19 protein-coding genes and 1 tRNA gene are annotated in these 22228 nt (G+C 41.4%); 8 read left to right on the forward strand and 12 right to left on the reverse strand.

Annotated features, from left to right (window positions below; translation table 11 throughout):
* Positions 1 to 12: 12 nt before the first annotated feature.
* Positions 13 to 2061, reverse strand: coding sequence for an NAD-dependent DNA ligase LigA (gene ligA, locus IM676_RS06170; protein ID WP_200989398.1), 2049 nt, complete (start codon positions 2059 to 2061; stop codon positions 13 to 15).
* A gap of 775 nt (positions 2062 to 2836) precedes the next feature.
* The gene (locus IM676_RS06180; RefSeq protein ID WP_200989400.1) at positions 2837 to 4345 is read right to left on the reverse strand and encodes a DNA methyltransferase; all 1509 of its coding nucleotides are present in this window, start codon (positions 4343 to 4345) and stop codon (positions 2837 to 2839) included.
* A 411-nt stretch (positions 4346 to 4756) separates the two neighbouring features.
* On the opposite strand from IM676_RS06180, the gene IM676_RS06185 reads away from it, so the two are divergent.
* Positions 4757 to 6175, forward strand: coding sequence for an AAA family ATPase (locus IM676_RS06185; protein ID WP_200989401.1), 1419 nt, complete (start codon positions 4757 to 4759; stop codon positions 6173 to 6175).
* Between the two features lie 52 nt (positions 6176 to 6227).
* Here the strand turns inward: IM676_RS06185 and IM676_RS06190 are convergent, their stop codons facing one another.
* The 6 genes from IM676_RS06190 to IM676_RS06215 form a co-directional block, all read right to left on the reverse strand.
* Positions 6228 to 6758, reverse strand: coding sequence for a nucleotide exchange factor GrpE (locus IM676_RS06190; protein ID WP_200989402.1), 531 nt, complete (start codon positions 6756 to 6758; stop codon positions 6228 to 6230).
* A 4-nt stretch (positions 6759 to 6762) separates the two neighbouring features.
* Entirely contained in the window at positions 6763 to 7098 is a 336-nt protein-coding gene (locus tag IM676_RS06195) for a hypothetical protein (RefSeq protein WP_225880461.1), read from the reverse strand.
* Between the two features lie 168 nt (positions 7099 to 7266).
* A complete protein-coding gene (locus IM676_RS06200; RefSeq protein WP_200989403.1) occupies positions 7267 to 9561 on the reverse strand; it encodes a tetratricopeptide repeat protein in 2295 nt (764 codons plus the stop codon).
* Complete coding sequence (locus tag IM676_RS06205; RefSeq protein ID WP_200989404.1) at positions 9561 to 10052, reverse strand: LysM peptidoglycan-binding domain-containing protein; 492 nt, start codon at positions 10050 to 10052, stop codon at positions 9561 to 9563. The genes IM676_RS06200 and IM676_RS06205 overlap by 1 nt, the downstream gene beginning before the upstream one ends.
* Positions 10049 to 12262, reverse strand: a complete 2214-nt coding sequence (locus IM676_RS06210; protein ID WP_200989405.1) for an Hsp70 family protein — start codon at positions 12260 to 12262, stop codon at positions 10049 to 10051. The genes IM676_RS06205 and IM676_RS06210 overlap by 4 nt, the downstream gene beginning before the upstream one ends.
* A gap of 596 nt (positions 12263 to 12858) precedes the next feature.
* A complete protein-coding gene (locus IM676_RS06215; protein WP_200989406.1) occupies positions 12859 to 13866 on the reverse strand; it encodes an anti-sigma factor antagonist in 1008 nt (335 codons plus the stop codon).
* A gap of 236 nt (positions 13867 to 14102) precedes the next feature.
* On the opposite strand from IM676_RS06215, the gene IM676_RS06220 reads away from it, so the two are divergent.
* Entirely contained in the window at positions 14103 to 14876 is a 774-nt protein-coding gene (locus tag IM676_RS06220) for a 7-carboxy-7-deazaguanine synthase QueE (RefSeq protein WP_200989407.1), read from the forward strand.
* Positions 14877 to 14918: 42 nt separating this feature from the next.
* On the opposite strand, the gene IM676_RS06225 is transcribed toward IM676_RS06220, so the two are convergent.
* Positions 14919 to 15557 carry a DUF3318 domain-containing protein gene (locus tag IM676_RS06225; RefSeq protein ID WP_200989408.1) on the reverse strand — a complete coding sequence of 213 codons (639 nt, stop codon included), beginning with the start codon at positions 15555 to 15557 and terminating at the stop codon, positions 14919 to 14921.
* 226 nt (positions 15558 to 15783) lie between these two features.
* Between IM676_RS06225 and rsfS the strand changes: the two genes are divergently transcribed.
* From rsfS to IM676_RS06245, 4 genes are all read left to right on the forward strand, one after another.
* Complete coding sequence (gene rsfS, locus IM676_RS06230; protein WP_200989409.1) at positions 15784 to 16236, forward strand: ribosome silencing factor; 453 nt, start codon at positions 15784 to 15786, stop codon at positions 16234 to 16236.
* Between the two features lie 5 nt (positions 16237 to 16241).
* Positions 16242 to 16742 (forward strand): CGLD27 family protein, encoded by a 501-nt coding sequence (locus IM676_RS06235; protein ID WP_200989410.1) that lies wholly within the window; start codon positions 16242 to 16244, stop codon positions 16740 to 16742.
* Positions 16743 to 16825: 83 nt separating this feature from the next.
* Positions 16826 to 17779, forward strand: a complete 954-nt coding sequence (locus IM676_RS06240; protein ID WP_200989411.1) for an asparaginase — start codon at positions 16826 to 16828, stop codon at positions 17777 to 17779.
* A 48-nt stretch (positions 17780 to 17827) separates the two neighbouring features.
* Positions 17828 to 17904: transfer RNA gene (locus IM676_RS06245), tRNA-Met, on the forward strand.
* A gap of 89 nt (positions 17905 to 17993) precedes the next feature.
* On the opposite strand, the gene IM676_RS06250 is transcribed toward IM676_RS06245, so the two are convergent.
* From IM676_RS06250 to IM676_RS06260, 3 genes are all read right to left on the reverse strand, one after another.
* The gene (locus IM676_RS06250; protein WP_200989412.1) at positions 17994 to 18818 is read right to left on the reverse strand and encodes a fimbrial biogenesis chaperone; all 825 of its coding nucleotides are present in this window, start codon (positions 18816 to 18818) and stop codon (positions 17994 to 17996) included.
* Between the two features lie 53 nt (positions 18819 to 18871).
* Positions 18872 to 19746, reverse strand: a protein-coding gene (locus tag IM676_RS06255) for an IS630 family transposase (RefSeq protein WP_200986959.1) whose coding sequence is annotated in 2 segments (ribosomal slippage) — positions 18872 to 19414 and positions 19417 to 19746 — 873 coding nt in all. Because the reading frame shifts where the segments join, the coding sequence is not laid out codon by codon here.
* Positions 19747 to 19800: 54 nt separating this feature from the next.
* Entirely contained in the window at positions 19801 to 20493 is a 693-nt protein-coding gene (locus IM676_RS06260; protein ID WP_200989413.1) for a response regulator, read from the reverse strand.
* Between the two features lie 549 nt (positions 20494 to 21042).
* Here IM676_RS06260 and IM676_RS06265 point away from each other — a divergent pair.
* Both IM676_RS06265 and IM676_RS06270 read left to right on the forward strand, forming a co-directional pair.
* Complete coding sequence (locus IM676_RS06265) at positions 21043 to 21708, forward strand: hypothetical protein (protein WP_200989414.1); 666 nt, start codon at positions 21043 to 21045, stop codon at positions 21706 to 21708.
* Between the two features lie 118 nt (positions 21709 to 21826).
* On the forward strand, positions 21827 to 22228 hold a 402-nt coding region (locus IM676_RS06270), incomplete at its 3' end, for a hypothetical protein (protein WP_200989415.1).

The raw sequence follows: 22228 nt of genomic DNA on the forward strand, positions 1-22228 counted from the left end.
TGCTGGGGATTGTCAAGTTTGCAATATCTCTAACAACTGGGATTCAGTCAACTGAGGAATTCCTAAAGCTTCTGCTTTTGCTAACTTAGAACCCGCATCTTCACCCACCAGCAGATAATCAGTTTTTTTGCTGACTGAATTAGTTATCTTACCCCCGGCTGTTTGAATTAACTCTTTAGCCTCATCTCGTGTTAAAGTTGGTAATGTCCCGGTAATTACCAAGATTTTACCAGCTAATTGGGAATTAACCTGAGTCACTGTTTTTGTTTCTTCCCTAGTCGCTAGTTGTAGCCCTGCGGATTGCAACCGGGTAATTAACAATTGATTAGGATCAATGCGGAACCATTGATATACAGATTGGGCAATTTCCGCACCAATACCATAAATACCAGCAATCTCCGATTGTTTAGCTGTGGCTAACTTTTCTACGGTGGAGTACTTCTGAGTTAATAATTGGGCATTGACATTACCCACGTGACGGATACCTAAACCATATAATACCCTAGACCAGGGTTGATTTTTCGATTGGGCGATCGCCTTGATTAATTTCTCTGCGGATTTTTTACCCATCCTTGCTAATGCACATACATCACTTTCTGTCAAGTCATATAAATCAGCGACAGAACCCACTAAACCCCTATCCACCAGTTGATAAACTAACTTCTCCCCCAGACCTTTAATATCCAAAGCATCCCGACTGACCCAATGTTCAATTTCCCCTTTGAGAATAGCGGGACAGGAAGCATTAACGCAGCGGGTCACCGCTTCCCCCGACTCTCTGACCACCGGTTGACCACAAACTGGGCAATGGGTAGGCATAATAAAAGGTTGAGCATCCCCTGGGCGCAGTTCTGGGAGTACCCGCACCACCTCTGGGATGATTTCCCCAGCTTTACGCACAATCACAGTATCCCCAATGCGGATATCTAACTGCACAATGCGATCGCTATTATGTAAAGTAGCACGGGAAACCGTAGTCCCCGCTAATTCTACAGGGCGCATTTCAGCCAAAGGCGTTAACGCCCCCGTGCGTCCCACATTCACAGAAATATTTTCTACCCTGGTTGGTGCTTCTTCTGCTGGATACTTTAAAGCAATAGCCCACCGGGGGAACTTCTGGGTAAATCCTAGGTGTTCTTGCAACTTAAAAGGATTTAACTTGACTACTACCCCATCAGTCATGTAAGGTAAAGTTAGGCGTTCTGTATCCCAATATTGGTAATATGCTGCTACCTCAGCCATAGAACCACAGAGTTTGTGATTGGGATTAACAGGAAAACCCATAGTTGCCAATAACTCTAAAGCTTCCCATTGGGTATTAGCAATACTTGCATCATCCATACCGGAAATGTGCAAGGTATAAGCGAAAAAATCTAACCGTCGCTGGGCGACAATGCGGGAGTCTAATTGTCTGAGTGTACCAGATGCAGCGTTGCGGGGGTTAGCAAATAAACTCTCTCCTGATTTTTCCCTCTCGGCGTTAATTTGTTTAAATACCTCCAAAGGTAAAAACGCCTCCCCCCGGACTTCCACCCGGTTGAAACTTTTGGAACCAGCAAAATGTAACTTTAAGGGAATTGAGCGAATTGTCCGCACATTTTGGGTAATGTCTTCACCCACTACCCCATCACCACGAGTTACACCCCTGACTAAAACCCCGTTTTCATAGGTTAAAGCCAAAGCTGAACCATCAATTTTTAACTCTGCAACGTATTCTACCCCATCTATTATATTTGGTATATTTGGCGCTTGTCGTCGCCAACGTTTATCCCATCTTTGCAATTCCTCAAGATTAAAAGCATTCTCCAAACTGTAGAGGGGAATGTGATGACGTACAGAAGTAAAGTGGGTCGCTGGTTTCTCACCCACGCGCTGGGTGGGACTATCTGGGGTCAGTAACTCAGGATAGTTAGTTTCTAGTTCATACAATTCTCGATATAGTTGGTCATAGATCGCATCCTCCATAATTGGTGCATCTAGGACATAATAAGCATAACTAGCTTGTTGCAACAACTGGCGTAGTTCTTCTATATGTTTTAGTTCCGAGTTAATCTCTGTCATGGGACTGTAGAAATATCCACTATTTGACTTCTCCCCTGGATAGAATCACAGGGGATTCTAAACTGATGTTGCTACGCGGTCTGAAGACACGCTAGGCAAAGTTTACGATTTTATTTAAAAATTTGAATAAATAATATCGTTGTGGCACAGTCAAAATGCCCTACCCACCTCGGCTAAAAATAAATCTAGCTGTGTGGCTACTTAAGGAAAACATCTTTTGGGTTTTTCACCATATTTGTGGATGCTTTTTTATCCTAACTAATCAGAAATGCCCTGTCAATAAGTTTTTTGTAGTCAGGATACGACAGGGTAAATCCTGTTGAGTCGCTTTTCATCCCCTCGCTAAAGCGCAGGGGTTCTCACGCTCCCACTATATTTTTATAGGATGATTCGGGTATTCTTCCAGGTGACTCGGTTTGCTCAGGCTTAATAGTCGCTGTCAGCTACACATAGACCCTTACATTTTATGCCATTGGTGGCAGTCCGATGACAGTGAACACAGAGAACTTTTTCTTGATTGGTGTTGCTATCGGTGCTTGGCTGTAATTTATCTTCTTGGCTGGGTGATTTTACAGTCATAAACCATGAAATATTTTAAGACTGTTTACATTTTATCAATATTTTAGAGGTTATTGCATAAGTTTTCAGCCGTAATTTTCATTACATCTTTACCCCATTTAATCCCTTAAATCCAGTCCCCTCCCCTCAAGAGGGGAGGGTTAGGGTGGGGTCAAATAATATTCGATACACTAATCATAAATTTTCCAACATCCTCTTACAGATCCAACTCTGTTTGACTTACCTTAACTTCCTTCTGCTTCTCAGCACTTCTGAGCACTTCATAACTTAAACGGATATTTAATCTTTGTTTGTTCTCCAGAATATCCGCCACCGTCACAATCTGGATTTTATCACAACTATGGCTCATGTATTGATTTTGGTAAAATCCCGCTTCTTTTGCAGTCTTAAGCATCTGAATCGTGGGAGGTTGCAGGGTGATAAATATGGCAATACTAGCATTTTGTAGAGTCATTGTTCCCAGTAAATCTCGGATATCTCCTGATTTGACTTTCCCTGATTTGACCTGAAAAATCATTTTCTCACGTTGATCATTACCTTGGAAATAAACAATCCCGTCTACACCTCCATCGCTACCTTTTTTACTGTTAATTACTGCTCTGTTGTTACTGTAAGTTAAGATTGCCCATTTCTCAAACTCTTTGCGGGTGCGATCGTCTGTTTTGTTAGCTAATGCGATCGCGCTTTCTATATCTTTGGGTATCCCATGCAGATTTATGGTTTCTAATACTCCCTTCCCAAAACTATCTTCTAATCTTTTTAAGATTAAGCTAATACTTTGATAGGTGATATCAATCCCTATCCATTGGCGTTCTAGTCTTTGGCTGACTGCTATTGTTGTCCCACATCCACAATAGGCATCTAGTATGATATCATTCTCGTTAGAACTCGCTTTGATGATTCTTTCTAGTAGTGCTTCTGGTTTTTGTGTAGGATAACCTAAACGTTCATTTCTTGGCATTTGTCCACCTGACCTTATATCTGTCCACCAAGAAGGGGGTATTTTACCTTTTGAAAAACTGTTTAAATCATTCTCATCTCTACCTAATGACCTATCTGCATAAATACCCGATTTACCCTCTGAGTATTGTCTTCTTTTAATAAATTCCTCACTGTAAGGTATCCTAATATAATCATCGTTGAATATGAAGTTGCGACTTCTTGTGTAGCGAAAAATAACGTCATGTTTTCTAGGAAAGTCTTTTTTTGCAGCGCTTGGAGCAATATAACCCCAAATAATCTCATTTCTAAAATCCCCACCCTGAGAACAAAAAACAGCATCTAAAATTAACTTTAAATAATGACTCGCATTAGGATCGCAGTGTAGGTAAAAACTCCCCGTAGGTTTTAAAACCCGGTGAATCTCCGTGATTCTTAAACTCATACTCACTAAATAAGCAAGTAAACTACCCTTCCCTAAAACATTTTCTAACCCGATAATTAAATCAATACATTGCTGAGTAAATAAACCATGGTAATTATTATAAATTTCCTCTATTCCATGAATAGCGTGGTCGTCCCATTCCCATGTATCCACAAATGCTTGAGCTTGGGCTTTATCTTCTGAGCCAATATTATTATAAATTTGATTATAATTGCGTTTAGAATTAAAAGGCGGGTCAATATAACACAAATCAACAGACTCATCTTTTATATAACGTCTTAAAACCTCTAAATTATCCCCATAATAAAGTTGATTAACCATGATGTTTCTCCAGTTATACTGCTTGGTTTAACCCTGATTAACCCTTTTTATACTTAAATTGTTTTTTGCCATAGTAGAAAACACCTGGTATTATCTGATGTTCTATTAAAAAATATTAACTAAATACCTGAAAAAACCTGATTATATCCTGGGGAATTAAGTTATAATTCCTACAGGTGCTACTGACTCTAAGTTTTAGAGGATGTTTGATAAGTCATGATTAGTGTATCAACTATTGTTTCACCCCACCCTAACCCTACCCTTGTAAGGGGAGGGGACTGGATTTTATTGTTTTTTGTGTGTTCCCCAATCCTTCCCAATCCTTCCCAATCCTTCGGTGTGTTCCCTGTTCCCTGTTCCCTGTTCCCTAATATAAAAATTACCTGTTTAATACTTTCCAAACATCCTCTTATGAATGTTACCGAAATTTTACAATTTGTAGATAATTTAGTCTTTACTGAAACAGAGCAGCATTTAGATGATTTACAAAAAAAGATTATTGAAGAGGTGTTTAAAGGGAGAACTTATAAGCAAATTGCAGAAACCTATGATTACGATGAAGGTTATATTGGTGATGAGAGTCGTAAGTTATTTAAAATCTTATCTCAACACTTGGGAGAAAATATTAATAAGTCTAATTTCTGTTGGACTTTAGAACGAGCTAGAGATTATTCTAATTGCTCTAAAATTCTTAATTACGGAAATATTAATAATAATAATAATTGGTATTCTAATTATGAAAAACCCCATCATCCCCAAAATAAACCACCGCATCAACCTGATAACACTGAAAAATCTATAAAAACTTATTATGATTTAAAGCTCGCGCCAAAAGTTACCCAGTTCTACGGAAGAGAACAAGAGCTAGAATTATTACAAAACTGGACATTAAATCATCATATTCCCTTAATAGCCATATTGGGACAAAGGGGAATTGGCAAAACTACCTTAGTCAAAAAGTTTATTGATATTAACTTACAGAAATTTGAACTAATTATCTGGAGAAATCTTAAAATATATCCATCTTCCGTGAATGAGTTATTACATCAAGTCATTACAGAATATTCGGGAACTATCACACCTAATTTACCAGATCAATCTTTCATCTACCAATTTTCCCAGTTATGGCGCGAGCAAAAGTGCTTAATTGTATTTGATGATGTCCAAACCCTCTTTACTCCTGGGGAATTTGCAGGAAAATATCAACCTCAATATCAAGATTATCAAGGGTTATTTGAGATGTTCACAGAATTTGAACATCAAAGTACGATGATTTTAATTAGTCAAGAACAACCTCCAGATATTCGGTGTCTAAATCAGGAATTATCCCCCGGTTCATCTGTCAGTAAATGTTGGGAGTTGTCGGGTTTATATAATATAGAAATTCTCCAAAATATGGGTTTAACATCCCATTCGGAGCAGGAATTACTACAACTAATCAAACTCTATAACGGTAATTTTATTTATCTGGGAGATATTGCTAGTTTAATCAGCAATTTATTTGCTGGTAATGTGAGGGAGTTTTTAGGGGAAAATAACCTAGTAATTACTCAAGATATGAATATTTATTTAACTGAGTTATTCGAGAGATTATCAGCTATAGAACAGAAAATAGTCTTAGAAATGAGTAAATCTCAACAACCTGTATCTAGGGAATATTTACGGAAAAATTTATCACTGTCATCTACACTGTCATCGACAGAGTTAATCAATGGCTTACAATCATTATCTCAGCGTTATCTGATCAAAAACATAGCAGCGGATACAGCCATGTTTATTTTAGATTCAGTGTTCCTCGGTTATTTGAATAACAAAACTATTTCAAGTTAGGGTGTTTTTTTCGGTTCTTCTGAACATCTGCTGTAAATCCTTTTTAGGATGTTTACATTTTATCAACATTTTGTTTGATTTCATCAGTTTTAGAAGTGATTACCTCTGTGGGGCGCAGGATTTTTTCCTCTAAATAAAATCCTCGACGGGTGATTTTAGTAATTGTTTGGTCTGGTAAATCATTTCGCACTTCCCGCTCCACTACACGGCACAATTGAAAGTCTGGTGAGGTATTTTCTACTATTTCTATGGGTTGGACTTGCTGCTTTTTTAATACACTGAGAAATTTTCGATGCACCGCTCCCACTGACCTCGGTAGACGCTGAATAAATTCTGGGGTAGGGTCTGGATTATTTTGCAAATAGTTTAATAGTGCTTCTACTGAATCCACAACTTCCAACAGTTCTAAGAATAAATCTTCACTTTGAGCACCAGCTTGGGTGGTTTGTTCTCGCAGAGACTGCTGTAATTCTACTTTTTCTTTTTCCAGATGAGTGAGTTTTTCTAAGAGTTGATTGCGTTGCTCTTCACTCAGATGATAGGTTGGGGGTGAGCTTGACTTAGATAAAATCCAATTTAACATAATATTAATATACTATAAGTTGTTTTTCTAACTCTTCTTGTGCGTGAGCTTGGGCGATCGCTTCCTCTAATCCATCAAATCCTGGTAATAAATCTAACCTGGGTGTCCCTTGTTGTAAGGCAGATAAATCGCTGTATCTAAACTGCTCGATAGTGGGTATTATAGGACGTAAATAGTCGGCTATAATCCGTTGTTCTGGCTTCATCAAGGCTTTTTGCGCTCTAGCAATGACATCTACAGGATATTGTTTTTGTTTCATTGCCAATGCTACAGCTTTTGTAATCTCTGCTTTTGAGGCAGCAGTAGATACATTTAAAATATCATAGGGATTATATTCCATGACACACCTTTGATTAATATAGGTTTAGACTGTGATAAAGTTCTTGGAGGGCTGGTTCATGGGGAGAAAGTTCGTAAGCCCAACCACATAACTTATACAAATCTTCAAATACAAATCTTCAAAGCCTAAATCTTTAGCTTGAAGAGCTTTCAGTAATATTTCAACACTTTACATGACAATCTCACGTATGCGTTGATGACTAGACCTTTTAGCCCGTTGTATAGCTTCTTCCAGTTGACCACTGTTGACTAATTTGTTGATTGCTTCTAGTTCTTGGTGAAATTCGATTGTGGAAATTAGATCCAGGACGATAGGATTTTCAGAATCAATTTTTCGCAGTTCTCGGAGTTTGGTTAAAGCTGTGGTCAATGAGATTTTTTCCTCAACAATTTGTTCTCGGATTTCTTCGGCTTTATACTCCCCTAAATAACTCCTAGCAGGTTGGCTTTTTAACAAGTCATACCAAAACTGAGCAAAACTCAAATGTTCTGAAAATTCCGATATACTCTGACGTTGTAATCCGCATAGTCTATCTATTTCTGGTTCCCAATTCTCCATGAGTGGAATTTCTGATTGTGCTGTCTGGAGAGGGATCACTGCTTGGCGCCAATTTTGTTGTTGTAGATTATAGCACCCTTCGTGATAGGCAACAAATTTTTGAGCAAATGTTTCTACCTTGTTCTGAGGTTTCCCATGGGGTTGGATATCTATGGCTCTGGAGCTATCCCCTGCTAAACAAGCCGCTACTGCTAATCCCCAACTAGTATACAGGGAATGGAGAATTTTCTGGCTAGGGGCTATCTGATTAACTGTGGGGACTGAGGATTTAGTCATATAAACCCGGTGACAACCAGGGGTTACCCAGATATTATTGACTTGCATCCCCGATGTTGGGGGGTTACCCATCAGTTTCAGCGCAGCTAATTCTAAGCGCAGGCGATCGCGTAATTCTAAGTAGTAATTTATATTACTGTCTTTAATTGTATCAATTGCTGCCTCTAATTTAGACTGTAATTCTGAAGCAACTAATGTCACATCAGCGGATTGACTTAACCAAGGTACATTTTGCAGGGTAGGGTCATGGTTTAAATTTGCTACTGCTGTTGATAAAGCAATGATTAAATCCGGTAAATGTTGAGGGTTACTTTGACCATGATAATATCTTGCCACTGCCCAATTATGCAAGGTTGTGATGTTAGGTTCAGATAACCACTGTTTTTCTAGCTCATTGACAATTTTTTCCCAGTCTCCCTGCTGCCAAAGTTCAGTGATTAGACGGGGACTAATGTGTTGATTGAGATTATCTTCTACTATAGGGTAGGAACCAAAGGTTTGGATAAACTCTTGACTGGCTATCTGTGCTTGGTATAGATTATTACTATTAACTTGGGATTCAATATTCTGGAGACATAATAGGCGTTTTCTTTCAGCCAGACTTTTGAGTATTTCTCGTTGCTCAGTCATGACCTGGCCTGATAATCCTTGCCATTCTCGGTAAGCTGTTTGTAAATCTTGTTGTTGAGCATAGGCAAATCCTCTCAGGTAAGAAGCTTGTTCCCCCGCTATTCCCTGAAGGTGCGTCAATGCGGTAGCCCAATTATGGGTTTTAATCGCTATCAACCCTAATCTAATCTGGCAATTGCTCACCTCTGGTAAGAGTAGTTTAGCACTTTCATAAAACTTGATTGCCTCGGGAAAATTCCCTTGTTTCTCCGCTTGTAAGCCTTGGCGGAAGTGTTGTCTTCCTGTGACGGTTTTTTGCAGTTGCTTTAGTAAAGGTAATTCAGCTGGCCGGGGAAATTTACTATGGGCGCATTGCAAAAGCTTCAAGGCTGAGAGTAGTTTACCTTCTCTTTGCCCTTGTTGTACTTTTTGTAGGGCAGATTCATAAATTTTTTCTTGATGAATTTGTGCTTGAATTTGGTCGATCGCCCGTTGAACAGCTGAAGTTTGGTAGAGTTGTTCAGCTTTTTTATAGTTAACTAAAGCCGGTTTAAAAGCCCAATTTTGTACTTGTGATTCACCTTGGTTTAATAACTCCCGAAATTGCTGGCGCCGTTGCAGCTCATTTTCCCATTGTCTTATTGCCTGATTTACATCTTCATCAATTAAAATACCAGCACATTTCTGATATAAACTAATGGCTCTAACAATGTTTTCAGTTATTAAGGGGTTGCCAATATCTTCAGCTAAAAGTGCTTTAGCCTGTGCTATGAGTTTATCTGCATCTGCTACTAGTTGCTCCCAACGTAATAATTCCCAACTCAGTAGTCTTGACAGAGTATTTAAGATATATTTCTGCCAATAACTCTGTTGTTGAGAGACGACTGCAAGGGATTGTTGAGTAACAGCAATGGCTTGGCGCAGATGACCTTTTCGTGCTAATTTTCCGGCCTCAAATGTCATCTTGACCATATAACCCATTTGTCGCCACGTTTCAGCTAAACTACGCAAAAAATTCATCAATTTCCCTCCTGACAATTGGGGAGTTTAAACACCTCTCCCACATCTATATGGTCTTCTCGACCTTTAAGTTGGGGATTAGCTGTAACCATAACCGCAAAATGAACACCTTTACCGCATAATGTTTCTGTAATACTACTTAGGTTGTCTCCCGATTTGACCGTGTAAGTAGTTGGTTGTGCAGGTTCCAAAGGTGTAGCTGGTGGTTCTGGGGGATCATTGCTATCAACTACCACTGAACTGTCAGACATTACAGTTAAGGGTTGTGGGAATATCAGTCCACCCCAGGAAGCTAAACCAAACCCACACAGGAGCAGTAATAACGCTGCTGTTAATTGCCATCTGCTCAGGTTGAAGATTGCAGCCCGATTCTCCACTGGTGGTAATTCTAGGAGCATACGAATTACAGCCACGTCAGTATCACAATTAGGACAAGTATTACTCTCTATTCCCTGGTAGCCGCATACAGGACAATTCAGTTTGATTGTCATCGCTTTAGTCCTGTGACAATGCTATTACTGGGCAATTCTTGACCTACCCAATACTCTATATCTGGTTGTAGTTCCTGTAACAACCGCTGAGTTTCTCGTTGGTCTTGTTTTTCCATGGCACATAGGACGCGGTCTAATTTATCAGCCATAGCACTACCTTGGGTTGGTGCAACGGCGTTTGCATGGCGAATGGCTATTATGATCAGTTGAATTAGTTTGACCTCATCCGGGAGGTTACGCAGTTCCCTCTGAGCATTTTCACTCTCAAACTCCATTTTGGATACATCATTAGTATCGATCGCCCTTTGTAACTCTTGGCCGAGTTTTTGTAATCTTCCCTGTTGGGCTTGGGGAATCAAAAAGCCACATAATTCAATAACTAGATCGCATTTCTTGACCAGAGCCTCTGCTTCTAAACGTTGGCTAGACATAGAGACTTGCAGTTTGTTCAAGCCGCTTCTACCACGATCAAAATAATCCCTGCGCTCTTGTCCCGTGATCGGATCAATAATTTCGTTAGTTAACTTTACAACTGGTACTGCTAATTCCAGAGCTGCTTCTATACCAAAATCTGTTAATCCTTCATTATTCAGTTGAGTAATGGTTTCTTCTAATTCCCGATAAATTTTTTCGTCAGCTTTGCCATGGGAAAAGGTGCAGCTAACACTGACACTGGGGTCATTTGTTAAAGTCGCCCTCATACGCAAGTCGCTGTTTTGTTCATCCAGTTCCAGATTAACCACAATTTCTGTTCCAGCTGGGTATTTTTTCTCCAAACCCAACCACATATCCCCAATACTTTCATGATGTTTCCCCCCAACTAAATTTTCCCTGACTTCATCGGGGCTAAAAAACTGAAAGTGAATTAAACGTTGTCCCTCCACTACAGTTTTAAAAGTGTGGGATGTTGTTACCGGTAAAATGTCACCCTGCTTGATGACCTTATATGGACCATCTACTAATTGAATAAAATAATCACGGGAAACCGTGGTTACTTTGTCTATTAATCCAGTCGCCACAATAGCTGCACCTTCTGCTACAGCGTACATCGGGCGCGGATGTACCACCACTTTATTCCTTCCAAAGGTTTCTTGGACTTTACGTTTTACCAGGGGAATTTGAGAAGAACCCCCTACTAACAGGACTATATCCACCATATCTAGGTGATGATCCGCGTACTGTAATGCTTGACGACAAATCTCAATGGAAGTATCTACTAAATCGGTAATTAATTCTTCAAACTGCTCACGGGTAATTTTTACTTCTACGGGAATGGCGATTCCTAATTCATCGAGTAACTGAGTTGCAGGAGCCACCAGGGATTCTGTGGCATTACTTAATTCTACCTTGGTGCGTTCCACTGCTATCTTGAGGTCAGCATTAAATCTCACTCTTTGATATTGCGGCATCTGGGCAATTAAACTGTCAATATCAGAGATTCCCTCTTGCTGCGCAATTTGCTGTTTCACAAACTTGATCATCCGGGAATCTATATCATCTCCCCCCAACCACAAATCTCCTGCTTTCCCCAGTTCCATAAATGAAGTTCCGGCCGCTGTAATCACCGAAGCGTCAAATGTACCACCACCAAAGTCATATACTAAAATGGTCTTTACATCATCGCTATCTGGTGAAAAACCATAAGATATAGCCGCTGCAGTGGGTTCTGGTAGTAGTTCTAAAGGGTTTAATCCAGCTCTACGGGCAGCTATGCGGGTGGCGTGTCGTTGTTTGTCATTGAAGTAAGCAGGGACAGTAATCACAGCTTGATCAATCACTTCATCTGTTTTGCCCATTCTCTGCCGATAAATTTGGGTATTTTGCACCACTTTTTTAAGAATTTCCGCTGAGATATCCTCTGGTTGAAATTCTTCACCTGCTAATAAAATCGCTATACTGTTATCTGTCCCTTGACTAGGTTGGGCAATTTTATAACCAATTCCTTGCGTTTGTTTTTGCACTGCTGGGTCTGCAAAACCTCTACCCATTAATCGCTTGATGGAAACTACTACATTTTCAGGATTAGCTCTGAGTTCGTTGTAAGCCTGATCTCCGACAACAAATTTATTTTTGTCGTAAGTTACAACCGATTTTGTCAGTTTTCTTTCCGGCGGTGTGTTGTCATTTGCTGTAACAACTTCTACCTCTGCCAATTTAAATGCTGCTACGGAATTTGTAGTCCCTAAGTCAATCCCAATTGCTTTACCCATATTTTTTGTGCCCAATTTAATTGTGTAAATTTTCCTATTTCTGACTGTGGATTTATTAACGCCGTTGTGAAAACATCCAGGCTAAAAGGCACAAACAGCAGTTACTCTGGGAATTGCAGACATTGTTTTATCTTCAGAGCTTCTGTGTTCTATATTCCTACAGTGCCTGAGAATTGACCCCATCTGGTACTAGTGGATAATATTGTATATTACAGTACTATATGTTCTTAATCAGAAATTTCCACCCCTGCCCGCCAATGGACTGAAAACAACCCCATCAATAACCGTCAGAATCGCCATTAAATTCTATTTTTCTTGGTTTTACACTATATGTATAATAGTAAACTCTAAATAATTGTGACAACTATGGGGTATAAATAAATTTTGTCATCTATCTAAAGATATACAAAACTTTTCAAGTAAATAAAAAATAAAGTATACACCTTAATATCATAAATCTTGTGGGGTGGGCATCCTGCCCGCCCTTGTACCTACTCAGATGAAATACGCTGTAGATCCCCGACTTCTTCAAGAAGTCGGGGATATGAACACACCGAAGAAGTCGAGGATATGACTAACCCACTATGGAAAATTACCTAAACTGCGCCACTGTTTTTATTAAATAAAATGGCGATCGTTTTAAGAATTAAGTTAAAATCATATAGTAAACTCCAATTTTTTTGATACTGCAAATCTAGGCGAATCACATCTTCAAAACTGCGTACCTTAGACCGTCCATTAACTTGCCATTCTCCCGTCATACCGGGTCGGACATCCAAACGCTGCCATTCTGGCACTTCGTAGCGTTCTACTTCGTCCGGTGTGGGTGGTCTAGTACCTACTAAGCTCATATCCCCTCGGAGCACATTCCAAAATTGCGGTAGTTCATCTAGGCTGGTACGCCGTAGAAACTTACCTACCTTTGTAATTCTGGGGTCATTCTCGTTCTTAAAAAATGCTCCTTGAACTTCGTTCTTAACTTGGGATTTTTTCGCCTCCGCATCTACGCACATGGAGCGAAATTTCCAAATCTTAAACCGTTTCCCCATCCAACCGCAGCGGACTTGACTAAAGAAAATGGGGCCGGGGTCATCCAGTTTAATCGCTAGGACTATGGGTATAAATAAAATTGCTGTAATGAGTAAACCCACTAGAGCGCCGATAATATCTATAAATCTTTTCATCCAAGATGCTACTGAGGGATGAGTCCTTGGTAATTGCTCGACTAGTCCCCGGCTGGGTGTGACATCTTGAGGGTGTGTAATTTCCCTGCTAGACTCTATGGGGAAGACTTGATCTAGTCCTGTGAGGTTGAGTACCGCCATTACTTGGGGGGTGACGTTTCGTAGGGTGAATAGGATTCTTTGTTCTTGGGTGTGTTTGAAGTTACTGACTAAGGCACCTAAACCACTACTGTCCATAAAGGTGGTTTGGTGAAAATCTATAATAATTTGCTTGGGAGGGGTGTTTCCTTGAGTTAAATCTTGACAGGTCTGTTTAAAGCTAACCGCCTCAAGCACGCTTAACCGGGTGGGTATGTGCACGATTACAGTTTCCTGGAAGCAAGTAACCGAAAAGTCTTCCTGTGTGAGTTGGGTAGTCATGAAACTCTGCACTTTCGTTGCTATGTATTCGTTACTATGTAAATGTCAGCCGGAAAAAATTGTTTTGTCTTAGCAGGTTACCTAATCTTGTCTGACATCTGTGGACTGAAAGATTCAGGAGTTAGTTGATCAAGATTTGAGCCGAGATTGCCGGCGACGGTTCACAATAGAACAAGAAGTAAAAAAAACATACCCGCTTTTGTGCCGACGCAGCGCGATCGCCTTACTCATATCCCATGACTGCTAAAACTACGGTAAAATCTACAGCACGCCTGATGGAGGTCTTTTCTGCTATTCAAGGGGAAGGATTTCATGTTGGGACCCGTCAACTTTTTATTCGCTTTGCTTTATGTGACTTGCGCTGTCACTTCTGCGATAGCGTCCATACTTGGAATGCACCGACTACTTGTCGGATAGAGCGATCGCCTGGATTGCGCGACTTTGAATTTCACTCTAACCCTGTCTGTCTAACCACTTTAATGGCATGGGTGGAAAGGCAAAATTTACCTTTTCTCCACGATAGCATTAGCTTGACTGGGGGTGAGCCTCTGCTTCATGCAGCCTTCTTACAGGAATTTTTGCCCCAGGTGCGATCTCTTACCCAATTGCCTATATATTTGGAGTCTGGAGGACATCGCCCAGAACAGCTGGCCATGATTTTGCCCTATCTGGACTCTGTGGGTATGGATTTAAAACTGCCCAGTGTCAGCGGTGAAACCTATTGGCCAGAACATACAAACTTTTTACAATTATGCTTTGATGCACAAGTTGAGGTTTTTGTCAAGATAATTATTTCTGAGCAGACAGACCCGGCGGAGTTGCAACGTTCGGCCCAATTGGTGGCGGGTGTGAGTCCAGATATTCCCATATTTTTACAACCGGTCACACCTTTGGGGGGTGTCCTAGCACCTACTCCCCAACAGGTTTTATTATGGCAAGCTATGATGAAGGGTTTTGTACCCCAGGTCAGGGTTGTACCTCAAACCCATAAGATGTTAAATCAATTGTAAACTACCCCTTGTGGGGGGCGCACCACCCCCCTGCTGTTACATTCAGCCTTCATCACCGCTTCTAGATTTGGCTTTGGCTTTGTTCGCACTGCGTTTGAGGGCAGATAGTCGGTTTTCGTAGCGATTCCGTTGGCGTTTACTAGGGGTCGTGTCAATCATGGTTTTTAAGGCACTACCTAGGCTCTTGTAGGCGTTAGGTAAACTATAGCCGAAACGGGTGGCTAGGGCGATCGCTTTTTCGTCCGCCGCGATTAACTCCCTCATTTGCTTTTCGCCATTATTCTTTTGATATAATCGCCACCCAGAAACTCCACACAGGGCTAGGGCTAATATTAGTAATAATCCATCCTGTACCCACAATTCACCCACAGCACCGCCTAACCCAATGGCCAATGCTGCCATTTCCCAACCATCTTTAGGGATTGTATCATTTTGAATCCGCCCTACTTCGTGCCAGAACAACAGATTGCGCTGATCCATTGCTAGAGCATCCCATTTCACCAAGTCAATTTGAATCTCTACTTGGTCTTTACCAATTTCTTCACAGCGGATCAGCGGTGGGTTAACTTCGGAGGTCCCCTCAACGGTCACCCAGCTTTGTAATTCTGGCGGTAGTAAGCCTTTTAACCGCCGCAGTTCGCCCATTTCTGCTCTAGCAAAGGAGGTTGCGTAGGATGTCATAAAATCGAGCCCTAGAAAAATTCAGTATACTTTGGAGTATAGCTATTTCAGTGATGATTGGCCTGCTCACTGGTTAGCTCTGTTAATGTGCATTTTAAACCAGAAACCCCGTTTTTTTGTTAGGATGCAAAAAAACCAGCACATCATACTTGCTAGGCAGTTTGTTGGCAAGTAAATCAGTGATTGGGTAGAATTGTAACACAATGGACAAAACACCTGAGGTTTAATGTCTGATTATTTCCAAGGAAATTTACCATTACAGTCCGTCTCCCACAGCCAAAGTGCAATCCGGGGACTAAAGGCTCAAACCAAAGAGGTGAGTGAAGATTTGGCGGCGACTATCGCTGCAGCAGCTGGGGAACGTAAGGCGGGTGATATCCTAGTTCTCAGGGTGGCAGATGTATCTTATCTGGCTGATTACTTTGTGATCATGACCGGTTACTCTCGGGTACAGGTCAGAGCGATCGCCGCGGCTATTGAGGACAAAGTAGAAGCGGAATGGCAACGACAGCCCTTGCACACCGAAGGCCAAGCTGATAGTAGTTGGATATTGCTTGATTATGGCGAGGTGATTGTTCACATCATGATGCCAGGAGAAAGAGAGTTTTATAATTTAGAAGCATTCTGGGGTCATGCAGAACGCATTTCTTTAGAGGGTTCACACCAGGGAGAGGGTTAGCTACCATGATTAGGCCTTCAGTTTCCCATTGCCCGGTTCCTACTGAACAACAGCCTCTCAATGAGTATGAACAGTTGAAAACATCTTGGCTGTTTTGTGATTGTATCTTGAATTGGCGCGATTATCTCACCAGGCTGGTTTGGATTTGGAGTTGCTCCTGGTTGGTAGCAGGCCCTGTGGCGGCGGCTAGTTTCCCCCCACATAAAGACCTGACCCATTTTATCCTCAGTGGGGCTGCCGGTGCAAGTGTGGGGGTGATTCTGGTGCTGGCGCGGTTGTTCTTGGGCTGGCTGTATATTCGCGATCGCCTCTACAATCCCACTGTGTTTTATGAGGAGTCGGGGTGGTATGATGGCCAAACTTGGACTAAACCCCAAGAAATCATGATGCGCGATCGCTTGATTGTCTCCTACGAAATTAAGCCTATTATCCGGCGGTTAACATTGACTGCCACTATCTTGGCGGCAATGTTTCTCATTGGTACTATAGTTTGGCAATTCTCATAAATCTTCCTCTGGTCATTGGTAACTTACCAATGACTAACAATTAAATCATCTCCATCATCACAAAAGGTAATAAATTTTCACCCATGACAATGGGAAAACGCACTCAAGCTACATCTATAGAAGTCCGTCTCCTACGGGAAGGAATTGTCGAATCTCGCCATGTAGTCCAGGCTGTTGTCTGCGATGAACGGGGACGGGTGCTGTCCGTGGCGGGTAACTCCGAAACTACCGCCTTTGTCCGCTCCGCACTCAAACCTTTTCAAGCACTGGCAGTTACCACCACCGGCACCCTAGAACGCTATAATCTGAGCGATCGCGATTTGGCGATTATTACCAGTTCCCACCAGGGTACCATCCCCCAGGTGAGACAGGTATTTAATGTCCTGTGGCGGGCTGACCTTGACCCCCTGGCTCTCCAATGTCCCCAACCCCAAGGTAAAAATAGTCCCCTAGAATATAACTGCTCCGGTAAACACGCGGGGATGTTAGCCGTTTGTCAACAACGCCATTGGCCTCTCAATAACTACTTAGAACGTAAGCACCCCGTACAGCAGTTAATTTTGGGTAAAGTCGCCGAACTGCTACGTATGCCCGCCGAGGAGTTCCTCAGCGCCCATGATGACTGCGGCGCTCCCACCTATTTGATGCAAATCAGTCAAATGGCCTCCTTATATGCTCAGTTAGCCTCCAGTCGCAATGTGGATATGGAACGCATTGTCAGAGCTATGACTCATCACGCCTCCATGGTAGCCGGTCCTGGGGAATTTGACACCGAACTCATGGGGTTAGCCCCCGGTGAACTAGTCAGTAAGTCCGGTGCCGAAGGAGTGCAATGTATTGGTAGGCTGGGGGAAGGTATGGGACTAACTATTAAAGTCATGGATGGGGCAAAACGGGCTAAATATGCCGTGGCTATTCACCTGCTGCAACAAATGGGCTGGATTAGTCCCAGCGCCGCCCAAAGTCTGAGCGAGCAGTTTATGATTTTGGGTAAATACAAGCGTTTGGAAGTCATTGGAGAATTATCATTTTTATAGTTGACAAACTTCTGGCTTTATGGTTATACTGTAAAGGTCAAGAAGCGACGCGGGATAGAGCAGCCTGGTAGCTCGTCGGGCTCATAACCCGAAGGTCAGTGGTTCAAATCCACTTCCCGCCACCACATCAAATATAATAAAAGTATCTTTAGACCATGTTAACCTTGTGTTAACATGGCTCTGCCTTTTCTGGGTGTAATTCCCCATTATCCCTTTACCGCCCCTTGGGTTGAGGAACCTCAAAAGCAACGTTAAACTTAAAAGTCTGCTGATTCCGTTCCCGTTCCGTGTCTAGGGAGCCACTTAACTGATAGGTACCGGGTTTGAGAGATGCAACAGCGGGATTATTTTCGATGTAAATATCTCTTTGGGAACTAGCAACGATAGAAGAGGGTGTTTCCTTACCTTCTATGGGTTGTTGTCCCTGACCGGACAAAGTCCAATTTATCCAAGCTCGGGTAGAACCTAATCCAGTATTTTTCACCCTGATCGCCACCCGTTTTTGATCAGGTTGGTACTTAGCATCGACAACAGTTAAACTGGGTGCCACATTGCCAATTCTGGCATAGATAGGCATACCAATTCTACTACTAATAGCCGCTTGGGCGATCGCATCTGGGCTAGTTAATGCCACCTCCCGTAGGTCTTGGACATAGAGAACCGCCCGTAATTCCTTATTTTGAATCTCCCGGGGAACCCTAGCGACTAAGCGCACATTCCTTTCTGTTCTGGGTTGCAGTTCCACTTCCCTAGGGGAAAAAACCAGATAGGGTGTCAAGTCCATATCACTGCTACTGAGGGATTGCAACCCATTGGAAGTATAAGTAAACGGTTCAGTATAGATGCGCGCCCGGTAGGCTTTATCAGTACGATTACGAACAGTGATTAATTGTTGTCCTTGCCCATTTTGCAGATCCATCACTACCATCAAGGGAGACAGACTGACTTGAGCTGCGGTCGGTAGGGAAAATAAAACAATTAGTAAAGCACAACCCAAACTCAGAGCTAACAAACTCAGCTTTTGAAACTTCCGTAACATAATAATTTTGGTCAGAATTTTGGTCAGAATTTATATAGCAACCGCCAAGGAGGTTAGGACGCAAAAAGCAAGACATCCTCAATGGCATCTCGTAAAGAATCAAACCGCTCAAGTTTTTTGCGGATTCGACTTTTTAACCAAGACCAACATTTTTCAATCTGATTCAGGTCTGGAGAATAAGGTGGTAGGTACAGCACTTCACACCCTGCGTACTGAATCAGTTGTTGAATGCGCCCACCTTTATGAAATGTGGCATTATCCATCACCACAACCTGTCCTGGTTTGAGTGTGGGAAGCAAACAAGCTTCAAGCCAAGTCTCAAATACTATTCGATTACACGCACCCTCAACAGTGAAAGGAGCTATCAGCTTATGGTTACACAGCGCGGCAATTATGTTCACCCGACCTTCACGACGACCTGATTTAAGTGCATGGAAGCGCTGTCCTTTTGAGTTCCAACCGTAATCATACTGGTCTCGGTTGTCCATTCCTGACTCATCGAGGTATACAATCTTCTCCACAGGTAACTCAGACAACTGCGTTACGAAAGCCTGTCGTTTGACCTCATCGCGCTCACGGTAGCCATAAGTCTTTTTTTTCGCGTAAAACCAATTTTTTTCAAAGCTCTTGAGATTGTGCGATCGCTAATTTCTTCAGGCCAAAGTGAGGCCATCTCTACTTGGGTTTTATCGCCATGTACGGAAGCAAACTCACGAAATTTTTCCCAATCGGTAATTTTGTGACCATTCCCAGGACGCTGATTAGGCAAGGCTTGGAAGTCCCCCGTTTCGGTTTTTCGCTTCAACCATAGGGTGATGGTGTTGCGACTAATATTAAACATTTGACTGGCTTGAGTTTTCTTCAAGCCATCGAGTTCAATCGCTTGGATTACTTTTTGACGAAGGTCGTAACTGTACGGCTTGGGCATATACCTGTAGCAAGCGATCGCTTCACATGAAAAGGGACTACTTATAGTTTATGCTTAAATTACCTTGGCGGTTGCTATAGATAAAAAGCTTCTAGCTAAGTTTGCTGCTTCCACACGACTGGAAACATTTAAGCAGGTTAAAATCCCGGTAACATGATTTTTAACTGTTCTTTCAGAAATAAACAGTTTCTGAGCAATTTGACGATTAGTGCAACCGAGAATTATTAAAGTTAATACTTCTCTCTCCCGTTTAGTTAATCTCTCCATTGCAGCTTTTACCTGCATATTTGTACTCATTGGTAAATCCCACTCTGGTGGTTTTCCCAGACTTTGCTCCTGAAAATCGGACTTGTCCAGCACTCCAGGGCTAAACTGCATATAACCTTTCATAGCTAAATGAATACAGTCAACTAGCTCTTCTAAGAAAATGTTTTTTAATAAATAACCACTAACTTTCAATTTAATTGCTTCGTCGATATAATCTTGACGATGAAAGCTAGAAAGAATAATTACCTTAGTATGGGGAAACTTTTGGGTAATGATTTTAGTAGCAGCCAGTCCATCCATTTTAGGTAGACAAATATCCATGATCACTAGATCAGGATTTAAAATTTTCACCTTCTGGATGGCTTCTATACCGTTTTCTGCTTCACCAATAATCTGTAAATCAGAATATTTGTTCTGCAGTAAATATTTTAAGCCTTGGCGCAGTAAATGCTCATCCTCTGCCAAAAGTATCTTGATCATATAATTATAGCATTTTCCATGGTCGTGAGGTCAAAAGTTTTTTAGTTTCAGGGAACATACCGAACACCGGAATTGGTGTGTACTTTATTAGCTTGAAAAAGGCTTGATTATGTAGTTGATTTTCAATATACCCTGGGGTAATAATCATGATTATCTGCAAGATAGGGATATATTTCTTTCACAAAATAAATGTAATTACCCTAGGGGTTCATTCCTAGGGAAGATAGACTTGATGGATATATGGATATTGTTTTGTTTCCATGGCTGTAATTTAGCAAAAAAAATGCCGTTTTTTACCCCTTTAAACAGGATAATTCCCTAATTTTGTCTGAAGTCGAGGTAAAGTCAGGGTGCTACTCCCCACCCAGAAAACACATAAATTCTGTAAGTAAATTTATTTATGGTACTAGTACTTTAGTATATCGTATCAGACGTTTATAGCATGATAATTAGGAAGTACAGATCGATGTACAAAATTCACATCTGTGATTTGATTAATAATGGGTAAATGTATATATCAATACCAATAACTCCCCTTAAAAGTTCATCATGTTGTTAAATAGGAATCCTGTAGTCAGGGTCGTTAATCAGTACCTTGTACAAGTCAATACTTTCCGTATAATTAAAGTTATACTCATCGCCGTGATTTGGATTACCATCCTCACCCGGGGTAGTTTAGTTCTGGCCCAGGTGACTCGGGATTTTGAGTTTACGATTGCAGTAGCTCAAGAATGTACTATTACTGCTAATACAAATGGAAGTCTCCAAGTCAGTTTCAGTGGTGGGGATACCACCTCTTTGGTTGCGGACTTTAACAGAGGTACTCTTGCCAAAGTCAGGTTAACCTGTAATAACCTAGAGGGAACTTATGCCATCATTACTTCTCCTGAATTTGTAGTAGCAGGTTCTACTTCTAACATAAATAATGACATTTCCACTGGAATTACCACTTTATACAGAGGTAAACCTAGCGTTGATGTTAACGATTATGTAGCGAATGATCCTATTACTCCCTTGGTGAGTGTAGTGGGTAGTGGTACACAGGGAACTGCGGTCAGAAGTACCCCTGTTTTGTTACAAGCTGGCAATGATGGGGATGATTTAGCTTTTGAACCTAATTGGTTTTTAATAGGTATGGAAGTACTGTTTAACCGGCAAATTTTACCAGCTGGTAATTATACTTTTAAAACTTCCTTGACTCTACTCCCTAAGTAATGAAGTGCACAATAATTTTTTCCCTGCTCCCTATTGGGCATCCTCACCTAAACTAGAATTAGTCTTTGAATGGGAAGATGTTGCATTCTTCTAACCCTTTGTTTCCAGCTTGATTGAGATGTTCTCATCATGTGTTTTCCAGGTTGTAACTACCTCAGAAAATGTACCGACTGAAGATGTATTACCTGCTGACCTCAACCCCGCAGAATCTAGCCCTTCACTGCGACCCTGTTCTGAGGATATTCCACAGATTACCATTGTTAAAAATATAGATTTTAAATACGTATTTTATGAACCATCTCAGAATGTTGCTACCTTGAATCTCAAGTCACAATATATACCAGATTCAAGTGATTCTGTGAACGTTCCCCTGGTTACTATCTCCAAAAATATACTTACTCAGGACTTCTTAGGGACTCAGGTTAAATCCGTAGAGTCTATTTTGGCATCTGTGGGGACTGGTGAGGATGTTCCCCTGGTAATTATTGGGAATAATGTAATTGCGCGGGATGTGTTCCCA

Source organism: Anabaenopsis elenkinii CCIBt3563 (assembly GCF_015245355.1).
Taxonomy (GTDB): Bacteria; Cyanobacteriota; Cyanobacteriia; order Cyanobacteriales; family Nostocaceae; genus Anabaenopsis; species Anabaenopsis elenkinii.

Excerpts from the sequence above, each read along its gene's own strand:
- IM676_RS06225 (WP_200989408.1), bottom strand. The coding sequence starts at position 15,557 with ATGACATCCTACGCAACCTCCTTTGCTAGAGCAGAAATGGGCGAACTG.
- IM676_RS06250 (WP_200989412.1), bottom strand. The coding sequence starts at position 18,818 with ATGTTACGGAAGTTTCAAAAGCTGAGTTTGTTAGCTCTGAGTTTGGGT.
- IM676_RS06265 (WP_200989414.1), top strand. The coding sequence starts at position 21,043 with ATGTTGTTAAATAGGAATCCTGTAGTCAGGGTCGTTAATCAGTACCTT.
- IM676_RS06210 (WP_200989405.1), bottom strand. The coding sequence starts at position 12,262 with ATGGGTAAAGCAATTGGGATTGACTTAGGGACTACAAATTCCGTAGCA.
- IM676_RS06195 (WP_225880461.1), bottom strand. The coding sequence starts at position 7,098 with ATGGAATATAATCCCTATGATATTTTAAATGTATCTACTGCTGCCTCA.
- IM676_RS06190 (WP_200989402.1), bottom strand. The coding sequence starts at position 6,758 with ATGTTAAATTGGATTTTATCTAAGTCAAGCTCACCCCCAACCTATCAT.
- IM676_RS06260 (WP_200989413.1), bottom strand. The coding sequence starts at position 20,493 with ATGATCAAGATACTTTTGGCAGAGGATGAGCATTTACTGCGCCAAGGC.
- IM676_RS06205 (WP_200989404.1), bottom strand. The coding sequence starts at position 10,052 with ATGACAATCAAACTGAATTGTCCTGTATGCGGCTACCAGGGAATAGAG.
- IM676_RS06185 (WP_200989401.1), top strand. The coding sequence starts at position 4,757 with ATGAATGTTACCGAAATTTTACAATTTGTAGATAATTTAGTCTTTACT.
- rsfS (WP_200989409.1), top strand. The coding sequence starts at position 15,784 with ATGTCTGATTATTTCCAAGGAAATTTACCATTACAGTCCGTCTCCCAC.
- IM676_RS06240 (WP_200989411.1), top strand. The coding sequence starts at position 16,826 with ATGACAATGGGAAAACGCACTCAAGCTACATCTATAGAAGTCCGTCTC.
- IM676_RS06200 (WP_200989403.1), bottom strand. The coding sequence starts at position 9,561 with ATGAATTTTTTGCGTAGTTTAGCTGAAACGTGGCGACAAATGGGTTAT.
- IM676_RS06235 (WP_200989410.1), top strand. The coding sequence starts at position 16,242 with ATGATTAGGCCTTCAGTTTCCCATTGCCCGGTTCCTACTGAACAACAG.
- IM676_RS06215 (WP_200989406.1), bottom strand. The coding sequence starts at position 13,866 with ATGACTACCCAACTCACACAGGAAGACTTTTCGGTTACTTGCTTCCAG.
- ligA (WP_200989398.1), bottom strand. The coding sequence starts at position 2,061 with ATGACAGAGATTAACTCGGAACTAAAACATATAGAAGAACTACGCCAG.
- IM676_RS06220 (WP_200989407.1), top strand. The coding sequence starts at position 14,103 with ATGACTGCTAAAACTACGGTAAAATCTACAGCACGCCTGATGGAGGTC.
- IM676_RS06180 (WP_200989400.1), bottom strand. The coding sequence starts at position 4,345 with ATGGTTAATCAACTTTATTATGGGGATAATTTAGAGGTTTTAAGACGT.